The 13,105-nt window shown below is 67.1% G+C and carries 16 protein-coding genes and 1 tRNA gene; 5 read left to right on the top strand and 12 right to left on the bottom strand.

Features of this window, described 5'->3' with window-relative positions; translation table 11 throughout:
- Window positions 1-224: 224 nt before the first annotated feature.
- Both AC07R7_RS17190 and AC07R7_RS17185 read right to left on the bottom strand, forming a co-directional pair.
- Window positions 225-299: transfer RNA gene (locus tag AC07R7_RS17190), tRNA-Asn, on the bottom strand.
- A gap of 229 nt (window positions 300-528) precedes the next feature.
- A complete protein-coding gene (locus AC07R7_RS17185) occupies window positions 529-1,233 on the bottom strand; it encodes a glutathione S-transferase N-terminal domain-containing protein (RefSeq protein ID WP_492840125.1) in 705 nt (234 codons plus the stop codon).
- Window positions 1,234-1,405: 172 nt separating this feature from the next.
- Between AC07R7_RS17185 and AC07R7_RS17180 the strand changes: the two genes are divergently transcribed.
- The gene (locus tag AC07R7_RS17180) at window positions 1,406-1,786 is read left to right on the top strand and encodes a hypothetical protein (protein WP_492884194.1); all 381 of its coding nucleotides are present in this window, start codon (window positions 1,406-1,408) and stop codon (window positions 1,784-1,786) included.
- A 3-nt stretch (window positions 1,787-1,789) separates the two neighbouring features.
- Here AC07R7_RS17180 and AC07R7_RS17175 read toward each other — a convergent pair whose 3' ends face one another.
- The 3 genes from AC07R7_RS17175 to AC07R7_RS17165 form a co-directional block, all read right to left on the bottom strand.
- Window positions 1,790-2,227: a VOC family protein gene (locus tag AC07R7_RS17175; RefSeq protein WP_494636008.1), complete on the bottom strand. Its 438-nt coding sequence runs from the start codon at window positions 2,225-2,227 to the stop codon at window positions 1,790-1,792.
- A 62-nt stretch (window positions 2,228-2,289) separates the two neighbouring features.
- Window positions 2,290-4,218 (bottom strand): ABCB family ABC transporter ATP-binding protein/permease, encoded by a 1,929-nt coding sequence (locus AC07R7_RS17170; protein WP_494636111.1) that lies wholly within the window; start codon window positions 4,216-4,218, stop codon window positions 2,290-2,292.
- Window positions 4,149-4,949 carry a hypothetical protein gene (locus AC07R7_RS17165; RefSeq protein ID WP_494636007.1) on the bottom strand — a complete coding sequence of 267 codons (801 nt, stop codon included), beginning with the start codon at window positions 4,947-4,949 and terminating at the stop codon, window positions 4,149-4,151. The genes AC07R7_RS17170 and AC07R7_RS17165 overlap by 70 nt, the downstream gene beginning before the upstream one ends.
- Before the next feature lie 60 nt (window positions 4,950-5,009).
- Here AC07R7_RS17165 and AC07R7_RS17160 point away from each other — a divergent pair, with 60 nt between their 5' ends.
- A complete protein-coding gene (locus AC07R7_RS17160; RefSeq protein WP_492840130.1) occupies window positions 5,010-5,618 on the top strand; it encodes an LOG family protein in 609 nt (202 codons plus the stop codon).
- A gap of 101 nt (window positions 5,619-5,719) precedes the next feature.
- On the top strand, window positions 5,720-6,034 hold the full coding sequence (locus AC07R7_RS17155; RefSeq protein ID WP_492840132.1) for a CC_3452 family protein: 315 nt from the start codon (window positions 5,720-5,722) through the stop codon (window positions 6,032-6,034).
- 143 nt (window positions 6,035-6,177) lie between these two features.
- Here the strand turns inward: AC07R7_RS17155 and AC07R7_RS17150 are convergent, their stop codons facing one another.
- The 5 genes from AC07R7_RS17150 to AC07R7_RS17130 form a co-directional block, all read right to left on the bottom strand.
- Window positions 6,178-6,315 (bottom strand): hypothetical protein, encoded by a 138-nt coding sequence (locus AC07R7_RS17150; RefSeq protein ID WP_492840159.1) that lies wholly within the window; start codon window positions 6,313-6,315, stop codon window positions 6,178-6,180.
- A 366-nt stretch (window positions 6,316-6,681) separates the two neighbouring features.
- Window positions 6,682-7,821 (bottom strand): acyl-CoA dehydrogenase family protein, encoded by a 1,140-nt coding sequence (locus AC07R7_RS17145; RefSeq protein WP_494636006.1) that lies wholly within the window; start codon window positions 7,819-7,821, stop codon window positions 6,682-6,684.
- A gap of 19 nt (window positions 7,822-7,840) precedes the next feature.
- The gene (locus AC07R7_RS17140) at window positions 7,841-8,257 is read right to left on the bottom strand and encodes an endonuclease domain-containing protein (RefSeq protein ID WP_494636005.1); all 417 of its coding nucleotides are present in this window, start codon (window positions 8,255-8,257) and stop codon (window positions 7,841-7,843) included.
- Between the two features lie 48 nt (window positions 8,258-8,305).
- Entirely contained in the window at window positions 8,306-9,520 is a 1,215-nt protein-coding gene (locus tag AC07R7_RS17135) for an acyl-CoA dehydrogenase family protein (protein WP_492884185.1), read from the bottom strand.
- A 150-nt stretch (window positions 9,521-9,670) separates the two neighbouring features.
- The gene (locus tag AC07R7_RS17130; RefSeq protein ID WP_494636004.1) at window positions 9,671-10,552 is read right to left on the bottom strand and encodes a nicotinate-nucleotide--dimethylbenzimidazole phosphoribosyltransferase; all 882 of its coding nucleotides are present in this window, start codon (window positions 10,550-10,552) and stop codon (window positions 9,671-9,673) included.
- A 105-nt stretch (window positions 10,553-10,657) separates the two neighbouring features.
- On the opposite strand from AC07R7_RS17130, the gene AC07R7_RS17125 reads away from it, so the two are divergent.
- Window positions 10,658-10,882, top strand: coding sequence for a DUF1289 domain-containing protein (locus AC07R7_RS17125; protein ID WP_492884396.1), 225 nt, complete (start codon window positions 10,658-10,660; stop codon window positions 10,880-10,882).
- Window positions 10,883-10,891: 9 nt separating this feature from the next.
- Here the strand turns inward: AC07R7_RS17125 and AC07R7_RS17120 are convergent, their stop codons facing one another.
- Window positions 10,892-11,224, bottom strand: coding sequence for a hypothetical protein (locus tag AC07R7_RS17120; protein WP_125158039.1), 333 nt, complete (start codon window positions 11,222-11,224; stop codon window positions 10,892-10,894).
- A gap of 287 nt (window positions 11,225-11,511) precedes the next feature.
- Here AC07R7_RS17120 and AC07R7_RS17115 point away from each other — a divergent pair, with 287 nt between their 5' ends.
- Window positions 11,512-12,021, top strand: coding sequence for a TIGR02281 family clan AA aspartic protease (locus AC07R7_RS17115; RefSeq protein ID WP_099579014.1), 510 nt, complete (start codon window positions 11,512-11,514; stop codon window positions 12,019-12,021).
- A gap of 15 nt (window positions 12,022-12,036) precedes the next feature.
- Here AC07R7_RS17115 and dusA read toward each other — a convergent pair whose 3' ends face one another.
- A complete protein-coding gene (gene dusA / locus AC07R7_RS17110; protein WP_494636003.1) occupies window positions 12,037-13,086 on the bottom strand; it encodes a tRNA dihydrouridine(20/20a) synthase DusA in 1,050 nt (349 codons plus the stop codon).
- Window positions 13,087-13,105: the final 19 nt, after the last annotated feature.

Genomic DNA, 13,105 nt, shown 5'->3' with positions numbered 1-13,105 from the left:
CGGGTAGGATTCGAACCTACGACCAGCCGGTTAACAGCCGGCTGCTCTACCACTGAGCTACCGCGGAACAGGTCGCTCTTCAGAAGAGGCCGGGTGATAGCCGTCGCTTCGAGTCGATGCAAGCGATCACTGCGGCGCGTTTTTGGGTCCAAAGCGCGCGAACGCGGCGTCGCGAAACGCCAAGCTCAGTTTGTCGGAATCTTCTGAGCGAACAGAAGGAAGAGTGGCTCCGCGGGTAGGATTCGAACCTACGACCAGCCGGTTAACAGCCGGCTGCTCTACCACTGAGCTACCGCGGAACAGGTCGCTCTCAGAAGAGGCCGCGTGATAGCCGCCTCCCCGCACCGATGCAAGCACCGAATTTCAAAAAAGCAGCCCGGCTTGCGGCCGGGCTGTTGAAAGTCAGTGATGGTGGGCGCCTTCAAAGAAGACACCCTGAAACTCGGGCTTTATGGTGAATGAGATCTTAATTCTTAACGCCCCGGCCATTTGGTCGCAGGAGTCGCACCCCCGTTTCCAAGAGCGCGCTTAGGGACGCTTGGGGATCTCCAGGCCGCGCTGCACGGCCGGACGGGCCAGCCCCGCCTCCAGCCAGCGCGGCACGTGCTTCAGCGACGCCCAATCGACCAACTCGCCCGCCCCGTAGAAGCCCACGAGATTGCGCACCCAGCCCAGGGTGGCGATGTCGGCGATGGTATAGTCGTCGCCCATGATCCAGGCGCGGGTCGCCAGGCGATCCTCCAGCACGCCCAGCAGGCGCTTGCTCTCGGCCACGTAGCGATCGCGCGGGCGCTTGTCCTCGTAGTCCTTGCCGGCGAAACGGTGGAAGAAGCCAAGTTGGCCGAACATCGGGCCGATCGCGGCCATCTGGAACATCACCCACTGCAGGGTTTCATAGCGCGCCGCCGGATCGGCGGGCAGGAACTTGCCGGTCTTCTCGGCCAGGTAGACCAGGATCGCGCCGCTCTCGAACAGGGCCAGCGGCTTGCCGCCCGGACCGTCGGGATCGATGATCGCCGGGATCTTGCCGTTCGGGTTCAGCGACAGATACTCGGGGCCCCAGGTCTCGTTGGCGCCGATGTCGATCAGGTGCGGCTCGTAGGCCAGCCCCGTTTCCTCCAGCATGATCGAGACCTTCACCCCGTTGGGCGTCGGCAGCGAATAGAGCTGGATCCGGTCGGGATACTGGGCCGGCCAGCGCTTGGTGATCGGAAAGGCGGACAGATCCGGCATCGGAGACCTCGTTCAAAGCGCTCGTAACGGCGTCGGTTGCATTTGGGAGTCCCCGCCCCGGTTTTCCAGAGCCGCCCCAAAACGAGGAACCGACGATTCGGGCCATTTGATCCGACCGCGAACATCGCTATCCGAGAGAACGAGACACGCTCGGGGGGGCGAAGACTGCACCATGACGACCGCCAATGATCACTGGCCGACCACATTGGAGCGCGTGGCGAGCGCGCTGGACTTCGACCTCGCACCGGGGGGCGGCATGCGCGCCAAGCCCCGCGGCGACATCAGCCAGCTTCCGGCCCTGGTGAACCTGGCCGTCCACGCGGCGATCGAACTCGACAAGCGGGTCGCGGTCTCCGACACGAACGTCCCCGTCGACCGCAAGGCCATCCTGGCCCGCAAGGACCTTAGCCGCGCCCTGGCGGATGGCGTGGCCCCGATGTTCGTCACCGGCTACGCCACCGCCTATCGCCTGGAGCTGGCCCGCATCCTGTGGGCCGGCATCGCCGACGCGCCGCGCCGGCGACTGGAAGAAATGGCTCGCCCCCGGCCCTAGGACCTACCAGGCGCCCGTGTTGGGCATCGAGGCCCACGGTTCGGCGGCGGGCAGATTGCCGTCCTGCAGCAGTTCGATCGAAATGCCGTCCGGCGACCGCACGAAGGCCATATGGCCGTCGCGCGGCGGGCGGTTGATGGTCACGCCCATGTCCATCAGGCGCTGGCAGGTCTCGTAGATGTTGTCGACGCGATAGGCCAGGTGGCCGAAGTTGCGGCCGCCCGCATACTCTTCGTCGTCCCAGTTGTAGGTCAGCTCAACCAGCGGAGCCTTGCGCTCCTTGGCCAGCTCGACGTCCTCGGGCGCGGCCAGAAAGACCAGGGTGAAGCGGCCCTTCTCGTTCTCCATTCGGTAGGCCTCCTGGAGCCCCAGGCCCTCGCAATAGAACCGCAGCGAGGCGTCCAGATCGCGGACGCGGACCATGGTGTGCAGATAGCGCAAGGCGAAGCTCCCTCAGAGAAACCGATGTCGGTATAGACCCCGGCCGGGGCCAGAGAAATCCACTAAACGGGCTCTCGCTCACGGGTCTGGCGACGCCATAGGGCGGCGTACTCGCCGCCGGCCTCCAGCAGGACCGCGTGGCGACCGCGCTCGACGATCTTGCCCCGGCGCAGCACCACGATCTCGTCGGCGTCGGCGATGGTCGACAGACGGTGTGCCACGACCAGGGTGGTGCGCCCCGCCCGGGCCTTGCGCAGGGTCGCCTGGATCGCCGCCTCGGTGCGGCTGTCCAAGGCGCTGGTAGCCTCGTCCAGGATCAGCACGCGCGGCTCGGCCAGCAGGGCCCGGGCGATACCCACGCGCTGGCGCTCGCCGCCTGACAGCTTGAGGCCGCGCTCGCCGACCTTGGTGTCCATGCCCTCGGGCAGGTTGCGGATGAATTCGCCCAGTTCCGCGGCCTCGGCCGCCGCCCACACCTCGGTCTCGCTGGCGCCGGGTCGCGCGAAGGCGATATTGGACGCCAGGGTGTCATTGAACAGCGCCACGTCCTGCGGGACCAGGGCCACGGCGCGGCGCAGGGAGGCCTGCTTGAGGTCGCGCAGGTCGTGGCCGTCCAGGGTGACGCGACCCTCCTGCGGATCGATCATCCGCAGCGCCAGGCGCACCAGGGTGGTCTTGCCCGCGCCCGAGGGTCCGACAATGGCCACGGTGGTCCCCGGCGCGACGGTCAGGGAGACGCCGGACAAGCCCTCGGACCGCGCCCCGTGGCGGAAGGAGACGTTCTCGAAGGCCACCGCCCCACCGCGCTGGTCGGCGCAAGGCGGCAGGTCCTGGGCGTCGGGCGAGTCGGCGACGTCGGCGGTCTGGCGGCGCAGCTCCAGCATCGCCTCCATGTCGATCAGCGACTGGCGGATCTCGCGATAGGCGAAGCCCAGGATGTTCAGCGGGGCGTAGAGGTTGATCAGGATCAGAATGGCGGCGGTGACGTCGCCCGGGCCGATCTTGCCAGCGGCCGCCTGCGCGCCCGCCAGCACGGCCATGGCGCCGAGGCCCAGGCTCATCACCGCGGACTGGACGATGTTCAGCAGGTTCAGCGAGTTGGTGGCCTTGATCTGGGCGTCGCCATAGACGTCCAGCGCCTTGCCATAGCCGGCCACGGCCCGCGTCTCGCCGCCGAACGACTTGACGGTCTCGTAGTTCAGCAGGGCGTCGACGGCTCGGCCGGCGGCCTCGGCGTCGGCCTCGTTCAGCACCCGGCGATGGCCGATCCGCCAGTCCGAAATGGCGAAGGTCGCATAGCCGTAGACGGCCACCGTCAGCAGGGCCACGGCCGCGAACCGCCAGTCATAGGCCTTGGCCAGGACGATGGCGGCCATGATCAGCTCGACGCCGGTCGGAGCGACGTTGAACACCAGCCCCCGCAGCAGAAAGTCCATCGATCGCGCGCCGCGATCGATCGTCCGCGACAGCGCGCCGGTCCGCTTGGACTGGTGGAAGTCGATCGACAGCGACAGGGCGTGGGCGAAGGTCTCGACCGCCGCGCGGTTCTGGGCGGCCTGGGCCACCGGCGTGAACACCGCGTCGCGCGCCTGGGGCGCGGCGGCGGAGATGAAGCGCACCAGGGCCCAGCCGCACGCCAGGCCCGCGAAGGCCCAGGTGACGGACACGACCGCGGTCTGCCCGGCGGACAGCTGATTGACCGCCTTGCCCAGCATCAGCGGGGCCAGCACGCCCAGCGCCTTGCCGGCCAAGGTCAGCAGCAGGGCCACGGTCACGCGCCAGCCCAGGCCCGGAGCCTCCGAGCGCAGCACCAGTTGCACGAGGTCGCCCATGGCCCGCCAGAAGCGGACGGGCTGGTCGGCCTTGGCGATCCCCCCCGCGACGGCCGCGCGCCCGGCCGACGGCGGCCCGCCCATGCCCCTCATCGAGAACCGCCGATCAGGTAGGTGGTCTGGATGCCGCCGCCCGGCGTCATCCAGTCGACCCGCCAGCCGGCCGCCGTGCGATCCGCGCGGACGGGTCCGTAGGTCAGGGGCGCGGCCGGCGAGACGGCCACGGCGATGGCGGTCTCGCCCCCCTCCCCGGCCACCTGGATGTCGTGGACGCCCGGCGCCAGCGTGTCGGTCAGGGAAATATCGAAGCGACCGTCGTCGCCGGTGCGGGCGCCGCCGCGGGTGACGCGGTCGACACGGACGTTCAGGCCCGCGCCGGGGCCGGCGACGCCGGAGACCACCGCCCCCCCCTCGCGGTCGACGTCGACGGTCAGGATGCGCGGCGAACTGGATTCGGCGGCCAGGCGGCGCGCGCCCGCTCCGGCCCGCAGCAGCGCGACCTCACCGCCGTCGGCGACCATCACGTAGCCCTCGGCCTGGACGGTGCGGCCGTCCTGGATGGACGAGAGGCCAAACAGACGAACCCCGGCCCCGTTGGGCACGGTCACGCTCCATTGCCCCAGGGCGTCGATCTTGCCCATCACCACCTCGCCCGTCGGCGCCCCCAAGCGCAGGTCGGCGTCCGGCGCGCCATGGCCCGAAATAGCGATGCCGTTGGCGACTCGACGCGCGGACTCCAGGGTCGGCGGGGCCAGATAGCCGGCCTCGGCGCTGTCTGGCTTGTCGGCGGCGGCCTTCGGCGCGCCAGGCTCGCAGGCCGCCAGCAACAGCGCGGAAAGGCTCACGGCGAGGATCGACGACTTGAAAGCCCGGGGACGAATCCTGATCATGCGGCCTCAAATAGGAACGGGCGCGCGAAACCGCGCGCCTTTTTTGTGGAGTGGACGACGATGCCCAACGAGTCTAGCCGCCTGGGGTCCGTCTGCGTCTACTGCGGATCCTCCAACGACGCCGATCCGCGCTACATCACCGACGCCTTCACGATCGGCGAGAGCTTCGCCCGGGCGGGACTGAAGCTGATCTATGGCGGCGGCGGCGTGGGCCTGATGGGCGCCTCCGCGCGCGGCGCGCATTCGGCCGGGGGCAAGGTGCTGGGCGTCATCCCGGACTTCCTGCGCGGCCGCGAACAGCCCTTCGACGATGTCGAGACCGTGATCGTCGACAACATGCACGAGCGCAAGATGATGATGTTCGAGCGAGCGGACGCGTTCGTCGTGCTGCCGGGCGGCATCGGCACGCTGGAAGAAATCGTCGAATTGCTATCTTGGCGTCGTTTAGATCTTCACCAGAAGCCGATCGTGTTCCATAACCCCGGCGGTTTCTGGGATCCGTTCTTCGCGCTGATCCAACACACGATCGAAGCGCGCCTGACCCCGCCCACCCTGGCCGACGCCTGGCGTTCGGTCGAGAAGGCCGAGGACGTCACGCCAGCCCTGCTGGCCTGGGACCAGGAAACCTACCAGACCGGCGCTCCGGCGACGCTTCGCCCATTGACTTAGTTTTCAAAAGAAACGCACTATGGGCTTGAGCTGCCGTTCATCGAACGGCGCGCGCTCATGCGTCGGAACTCCCATCCGGCGCGGGGATAGGAGACCAAGATATGCGTACCGCTGTTTTCGCGGGCCTGACGGCCTGCGCCCTGATGTTCGCGGGTTCGGCCCACGCCGCCGACACCCAGAGCGCCTCGCTGAAGCTGAAGACCGCAGCCACCACCGAACAGTTCATCCACGAAGGTTCGGTCTGGCGCTGCAAGGATGACGCCTGCTCCTCGCTGACCGTGCCGTCGCTGCCGATCGCCCGCGCCTGCCGCCGGCTGGCCGGCCAGGTGGGCGAGCTGACCGCGTTCAGCTATCGCGGCAAGTCGCTGGACGAAGCCGGCCTCGCCGAATGCAACACGGCCGCCAAGAAGGGCTGAGGCTCTCAGGGGCGTCGAAAAGCAAAGGCCTCCGTCGGCGAACCGGCGGAGGCCTTTTTCGTGGGGTGTTGGACCCTTTGCGCGCGTGACAGCCGAAAGTGGGCGCCGGTTTCGGCGACCGTCACGCGCCAACGCTTAGACGCTTACTTCCGTCCGGACTTCGTGGACGACGACTTGGGCGGGTTCGAACTCGGCCGACCTCCCACCAGCATGCCGCCCATCAGGGCGAACGAAAACATGGCGTGGTTCATCTTCGATACATTCATGGCGGCGTCTCCCAGACATTAGCCGTTAGGACCAGGAGACGCGCGCGGCTTACAGGGGTTCTCACCCTCCTAGTCGTCAGCGCGTCGGCCTCCAAGATGGCCCCAACAGCAGCGTTCGCAAGCACATTTTGTCCGTATAAGGATCATATCAGCGTGCGGACAAAGCGTCTTCCGATGCGCCATATTTAGTCATTATACGAATGATAATATTCCACTTCCTTGCGCACAAAGCCTTTGCGTACAAGGGTTAGCACCGCAATCCGGCTTTCCGGTATCCGGCGCAGCGAACAGATCGGCGCATAAAAAAATCGCCCGCGTCGGCGTGACGCAGGCGATTTCCGTGGGTTCGGTCGATCGTCCGTGGGCGTCGCCGCCCGAGGCTTACGCCGCGGCGTCGAACGACAGCGATTCGTAGCGTTTCAGGTGATGATCGACCGAGCCGAACAGGCCCTCGATCAAGCTCGCGCGCTTGAAATAGTGGCCGATGGCCAGTTCGTCGGTCATGCCCATGCCGCCGTGGATCTGGATGGCGTTCTGGCCCACGAACTTGCAGGCGCGGCCGATGCGGACCTTCATGGCCGACACGGCCTTGGCGCGCTCGGCGGCGCTCTCGTCAACCTTGATGGTGGCCATGTAGATCATCGACACCGACTGCTCGACCTCGATGAACATGTCGACCATCCGGTGCTGCAGCACCTGGAAGTTGGCGATGGCCGTGCCGAACTGCTTGCGCTGCTTGGCGTAGTCCAGCGTGCCCTCGTGCAGCTTGCGCAGCACGCCCACGGCCTCGGCGCCGACGGCGGCGGTGGCCTCGTCGATCACCTGGTTGACCAGGTCCAGGCCGCTCTCCGAGATCAGGGCGTCGGCCGGGACCGAGACGTTCTCGAAATAGACTTCCGACGCCCGGTTGCCGTCGACGGTCGGATAGTCGCGGGTGACCACGCCCGGCAGGCTCTTGTCGATCAGGAACACACCCACGCCGCCGGCGTCGCGCTGAGCGCCGCCGGTGCGGGCCGTGACGATCAGGTGGCTGGCGAACGGCGCGCCGACCACCACGGCCTTGTGGCCGTTCAGGACCCAGCCCGAGCCGTCCTTCTTCGCCGTCGTCTTCAGGTCCTGCCAAGTATAGCGCGCCTGCGGCTCGGCATAGGCGAAGGCGATGGTGGTGGTCCCGCCGACGATGCCCTCGATCACCGAGGCCGCGCCCGCGTAGCCCGAGTGCTTCATGAAGCCGCCGCCGATCACCACGGAGCCGAGATAGGGCTCGATGACCAGCGCCTTACCGAACTCCTCCATGATGATCATGTTGTCGATCGCGCCGCCGCCCAGGCCGCCCAGCTCTTCGCTGAACGAGGCGCCCAGGATGCCCAGCTCCTCGGCGAAGGCCTTCCAGTAGTCGGCGCGCCAGCCGGCGTCGGAGCTGACGATCTTGCGGCGGGTCTCGAAGTCGTACTTGTCCTGCAGGAAGCTCGCGACCGTGTCGCGGACCATCGACTGCTCTTCGGTGAAGTTGAAATCCATGAGGCGGTTTCCTCTTCTCTTATTGTCCCCCTCCCCCTTGCGGGGAGGGGTTAGGGGTGGGGGCGCCAGCGACGAGCGCCAGGATCTGTTCGATTGCCGAATACGGGTCGTTGATGGCTTGAGAGTTGGGAACCCGGATCACCCGGTACCCGCGACCTTCCAGCCAAGCTTGGCGTTCGGCGTCGCGGGCGGCCACGTGTTCCAGGTCGTGAACCGCGCCATCCACTTCGACGATCAGCCGATGATGATGGCAGGCAAAGTCCACGATGTAGGGGCCGAAAGGCGCTTGTCGACGAAAGTGAGATCCGGGAATCTCGGCCTTCCTCAGCGCTTTCCAGAACAGCTTTTCAGCCAAGGTCGGTTCGCTACGCATTCTCTTGGCCGAGCGGTCGGCTCGGTCTGAATGATGCAAAGCTCCTGGCGTTCGTGCTGACACCCCCACCCCCGGCCCCTCCCCGCAAGGGGGAGGGGTGCTTGGTTGAACTCAGAGCCCCAGCACCATCTTGGCGATGATGTTGCGCTGGATCTCGTTGGAGCCGCCGTAGATCGACGTCTTGCGGACGTTGAAATAGGTCGGCGCCGCGCGGTGGGCGAAGTCGGGGCCGATCGGATGGGCGTTGTCGCCGTCCTTCGGGAAGCCGCGGAAGTACGGCGCGCCGTAGTGGCCGGCCGCTTCCAGCACCAGCTCGGTGATCCGTTGCTGGATCTCGGTGCCCTTGATCTTCAGCACGCTCGACTCCGGACCGGGGCCCTTGCCGGCCGCTTCACCGGCCAGGGTGCGCAGCTCGGTATATTCCAGGGCCGTAAGATCGATCTCCAGCTCGGCGACCTTGCGCTTGAACATCGGATCCTTGATCAGCGCGTCGCCGTCGTCCGACAGCTCGACCGAGGCGATCTGGCGGATGCGCTCGATGCCGCGCTTGGAGCGGGCGACGCCGGCGATGCCGCTGCGCTCGTGGGCCAGCAGGAACTTGGCGCAGGTCCAGCCCTTGTTTTCCTCGTAGATGCGGTTCTCGACCGGCACCTTGACGTTCTCGAGCCAGACCTCGTTGACCTCGTGCTCGCCGCCCAGGGTGATGATCGGACGCACGGTCACGCCCGGCGACTTCATGTCGATCAGCAGGAACGAGATGCCTTCCTGGATCTTGGCGGTCGGGTCCGTGCGGACCAGGCAGAAGATCCAGTCTCCGTGCTGGGCCAGGGTGGTCCAGGTCTTCTGGCCGTTGACCAGATAGTATTCCTTGCCGTCATCGCCGGTGAAGCGCTCGGCCTTGGTCTTCAGGCTGGCAAGGTCGGAACCGGCGCCCGGTTCGGAGTAGCCTTGCGACCACCAGATGTCGCCCGACAGGGTCGGCGGCAGGAAGCGTTCCTTCTGTTCGGGCGTGCCGAACGTGTAGATCACCGGGCCGACCATGTTGATGCCGAACGGCAGGATCGGCACGCAGTCGGCGCGGGCGGTCTCTTCCGACCAAATGTAGCGCTGCACCGAGGTCCAGCCCGGACCGCCGTACTTCTCCGGCCAGGCCGGGGCGACCCAGCCCTTCTTGGCGAGGGTGCGATGCCAGGAGAGGAAGTCCTCCTTGGCCATCTCCTCGCCCTCTTCCTGCTTTTCGCGCAGGCCCGCCGGGTAGTTCTCGGCGATGAAGGCGCGAACCTCGTCGCGGAAGGCGAGGTCCTCGGGCGAGAAGTCCAGATTCATGGCGGGCTCCCGTTCAATCGGCCCCTCTGCGGGAGGCCGTTATTGCGTTTCAGGCGCCACGATAGATGTCGAACGAACGTTTGGAAAGATGACGTTAGCGTCAACGGAAGCGAATGTTATCCGCGTTCACCTACGTCGCCCGAAACGCGACTAGCGGACCTCGCAGGCCAGCTTGACGAGAGCCAGGGCCGAGGCGCCGCCAACCCCCTCCTCGTCAAGCGTATCGAGCGCCAGAAGCGGCCGCTTGTCGAGGACTTCGAGCAGGCGCGCATGCCCCTTGGCCGGGCTGACATGGGCGGCCAGGCAGTGATCGATGGCGCCCGGCTCGACGGCGCGGACGATGGCGGCGGCGGCGCAGGCGGCGTAGCCATCCAGCAGCACCGGCACCTTCTGGACACGCGCGGCCAGGATGGCGCCGACGACGGCGGCGGTTTCGCGGCCGCCCAGCTGACGCAGGATCTCCAGCGGGTCGTCGCCCATACCCTCGGCCTTGGCCCGCGCGACGGCGGCCCCTACGGGCCCGGGATCGTCGGACCAGTCCGAGGCCTCGCCGCCAAACAGGGCCAGGCACACGGCGGCGGCGGTGCGGGCGGCCTCGGCGACGATGACGCCGGGGATCAGCAAGTCGGGCTGCTTGGCCAGGGCCTCCATGCCGAAGGCCATGGTGGCGGCGGCCTCTTTCTCGCTCATCGAGGGTTTGTCGATGAAGTCCGGCGAAGGACGGTCGATGGCGAGGTCGAAGGCTTCCAGGCCCGCGCCCTGCGCGCCGGCCAGGCGCGAGACGGTGGCGCCGCCCGAGGCGATGGCTTCCAGGCGGTCGCGGGCGTAGCCGCGCGGTCCGACGCCCTGGCGCGCGCCGGCATAGAGCGCCACCACCGGGCGATTCACGGCCGGCGGGCTCTTGCCGCTCCAGGCGGTCAGCCAGCCAGCGATCTCGGCCAGACGCCCGCCCTGCTCCAGCGTCGGAGACGGCCCCGGCGCGGGCGGCGAGATGGCGAGCTGGCGGATATCGGCGAAGGGAGAAGCGGTCATGGTCGCGGACTTAAACCCGTCCACGGCCAAAGCAACCCCCGAGGGCCGCGCTTGCGCGCCGCCGCCAGAGCGGGGATGCTGAAAAGGATGAGCACCGACGCCCCTATGAGCGCGCCAGCCAAGCCGCCCCGCCCGATCGCCACGCCCTGCGTGAAGGTCTGCGCGGTCGACGGCGCCAGCGGCTATTGCCTGGGATGTCGGCGGACCCTGCCGGAAATCGCCGGCTGGGCGCGGCTCTCCGACGAGGAAAGGGCGACCATCATGGCCGCCCTCCCCGATCGTCCGGATCCGATGATCGCCCTGATGGCGGCGACCGCGGCCCGCTCTTAGCGGCAGGCCTCAGCGCGAAGCCTGGGCCGCGCCGATGAACGGCGCGCAGACCTGATCACGCTCGGCGATCAGCTTCAGCTTGGCGTTGCCGTTGGCGGAGTCGGCCTTCTTGCGGGCGTTGTTCATCTTGGTGACGGCCTCGATGCGGGTCGACTGCTTCTGCTCGGCGGCCGAATTGCGCAGGAAGGCGTCGACGGCCGAGGTGTCCAGCTTGCCCAGGTTTTCCGAGGCCGCCAGAGCGCTACAGCGCGAGGCTTCCACGAACTGCTTGTCGGTGGCGCCGGCGTGAGCAACGCCCGCGATGGAGCCCGCGGCGACGAGCGCGATAAGGACGGCTTTCATGGCGATAATCCCTCTATAGCCATTTGTTCTGTGGCCTACAGAGATAACGCCGGGCGAAAGCTTTCCGAAGTTAATTCCAGGACATGAAAAGCATTACACGGATGTAATGAAGAATATTAAATCGATGTAATATGAACAATGCTCAGCACAGGAATATACTTGTTACCTTATTAGTAACCATGGCGCGAAAATCGCTTTGCCGATTCACGCCTTGAAAACGCCTGCCCGCTAATGATTAGGCATCGGCCGCAGAAGCGGTCTCAAAGCCGATACGGCAGGGTGTCTTTATGTTGAGGTTCGCGGCGATCGCACTCGTGGGGGCCCTTTCGGCGGTGGGCGCGGCCAAGGCCGTCGTCTCGCTCGACGATCTGCGCCATCCGGAGCTGCGCGCCCCCTCGGCCGCGGCGGCCACGCTCGGCGGCGCCGAAGGCGGCGCGGCCCAACTGACCAAGGACCGCGACGGGCACTTCTGGGCTCAAGGCAATGTCGACGGCAAGGCCGTGCGCTTCCTGGTCGACACCGGCGCCACCGCCGTCTCGCTCAGCATGGCCGACGCCCAGCGCCTGGGCATCGACACCAGCAAGCTGAACTACGACTACAACGTCATCACCGCCGACGGCCGCACCCGCGCCGCCTCGGTCAAGCTGGCCACCGTCGCCATCGCCGGCGCCAAGGTCCGCGACGTCGACGCCCTCGTCATCGAGAAGGGCCTCGAGAACTCGCTGCTGGGCATGAGCTATCTGGGCCGCCTGTCGCGGTTCGAAGCGACCCCCACCTCGCTGATCCTGCACCCATAGGAACCAGACCCGGCTTCAGACGGCCGGAACTTCCGCCCGCTCCTCGCGCGCCGCCTGGGCCGCGCGCACCGCGTCCAGCGCCCGATCCACGACATCCAGGCCCGCGTCGGCCTTGACGCCCTCGACCGTCAGGATGCGCCGCCACGCCCGCGCGCCCGGCAGACCGTGGAACAGGCCCAGCATGTGCCGGCTCATCGCCGCCAGATGCGTTCCCGCCGCCAGTTCACGGGCCAGATACGGCTTGTAGCGCTCAACCGCCTCGAAGCTGTCGACATCGGCGACATCCATGCCGAACACCCGCCGGTCGACCTCGCCCAGCAGGCCGGCCTCATGATAGGCCGCGCGGCCCAGCATCACGCCGTCGACGCCATTGGCCAGATGCTCGAGCGCCGCGTCGATGGAGGGCACGCCGCCATTGATGGCGATGGTCAGGTTCGGCCGCTCGCGCTTCAGGCGATAGACCAGCTCATAGTCCAGCGGCGGGATGTCCCGGTTCTCCTTCGGCGACAGACCTTTCAGCCAGGCCTTGCGGGCATGCACCACAAAGCCTTCGACACCCGCCGCCGCGCTACGGTCGACCAGGGTGAACAGCGCCTCTTCCGGATCCTGGTCGTCGACCCCGATCCGGCACTTGACCGTCGCCGGGACTTTCACCGCGTTCTCGATGGCGGCCATGCACTCGGCCACGAGATCCGGCTCGCGCATCAGGCAGGCTCCGAACCGACCGCTTTGCACGCGGTCGGACGGACAACCGACATTCAGATTGATCTCGTCATAGCCGTAGTCCTCGGCGATCCGCGCCGCCTGGGCCAGCTCGGCCGGATCCGATCCGCCAAGCTGCAGCGCCACCGGATGCTGCTCCGGGTCATAGCCCAGCAGCTTCGCGCGATCGCCATGCACGACAGCCCCGCTGGTCACCATCTCGGTATAGAGCAGCGTCCGACGCGACAGGACCCGATGCAGCGACCGGCAGTGCCGGTCGGTCCAGTCTATCATGGGAGCCACACTGAATCTAACCGGTTGAAGTTCCGGAACTTTTTCAGCAAGATCAACGAGTTCGGTCATGCCGAAACGTTCCTAAAAT

This window comes from Caulobacter sp. GW821-FHT05F04 (assembly GCF_059419665.1).
Note: the sequence above shows the minus strand (reverse complement) of the source record. Positions and strands in the feature narration are given on the sequence as shown.

What these genes read in the sequence shown, in the direction of transcription:
- AC07R7_RS17185 (WP_492840125.1), bottom strand. Translation starts at nt 1,233, where the DNA reads ATGCCGGATCTGTCCGCCTTTCCGATCACCAAGCGCTGGCCGGCCCAG.
- AC07R7_RS17180 (WP_492884194.1), top strand. Translation starts at nt 1,406, where the DNA reads ATGACGACCGCCAATGATCACTGGCCGACCACATTGGAGCGCGTGGCG.
- AC07R7_RS17165 (WP_494636007.1), bottom strand. Translation starts at nt 4,949, where the DNA reads ATGATCAGGATTCGTCCCCGGGCTTTCAAGTCGTCGATCCTCGCCGTG.
- AC07R7_RS17160 (WP_492840130.1), top strand. Translation starts at nt 5,010, where the DNA reads ATGCCCAACGAGTCTAGCCGCCTGGGGTCCGTCTGCGTCTACTGCGGA.
- AC07R7_RS17155 (WP_492840132.1), top strand. Translation starts at nt 5,720, where the DNA reads ATGCGTACCGCTGTTTTCGCGGGCCTGACGGCCTGCGCCCTGATGTTC.
- AC07R7_RS17145 (WP_494636006.1), bottom strand. Translation starts at nt 7,821, where the DNA reads ATGGATTTCAACTTCACCGAAGAGCAGTCGATGGTCCGCGACACGGTC.
- AC07R7_RS17135 (WP_492884185.1), bottom strand. Translation starts at nt 9,520, where the DNA reads ATGAATCTGGACTTCTCGCCCGAGGACCTCGCCTTCCGCGACGAGGTT.
- AC07R7_RS17130 (WP_494636004.1), bottom strand. Translation starts at nt 10,552, where the DNA reads ATGACCGCTTCTCCCTTCGCCGATATCCGCCAGCTCGCCATCTCGCCG.
- AC07R7_RS17125 (WP_492884396.1), top strand. Translation starts at nt 10,658, where the DNA reads ATGAGCGCGCCAGCCAAGCCGCCCCGCCCGATCGCCACGCCCTGCGTG.
- AC07R7_RS17120 (WP_125158039.1), bottom strand. Translation starts at nt 11,224, where the DNA reads ATGAAAGCCGTCCTTATCGCGCTCGTCGCCGCGGGCTCCATCGCGGGC.
- AC07R7_RS17115 (WP_099579014.1), top strand. Translation starts at nt 11,512, where the DNA reads ATGTTGAGGTTCGCGGCGATCGCACTCGTGGGGGCCCTTTCGGCGGTG.
- dusA (WP_494636003.1), bottom strand. Translation starts at nt 13,086, where the DNA reads ATGACCGAACTCGTTGATCTTGCTGAAAAAGTTCCGGAACTTCAACCG.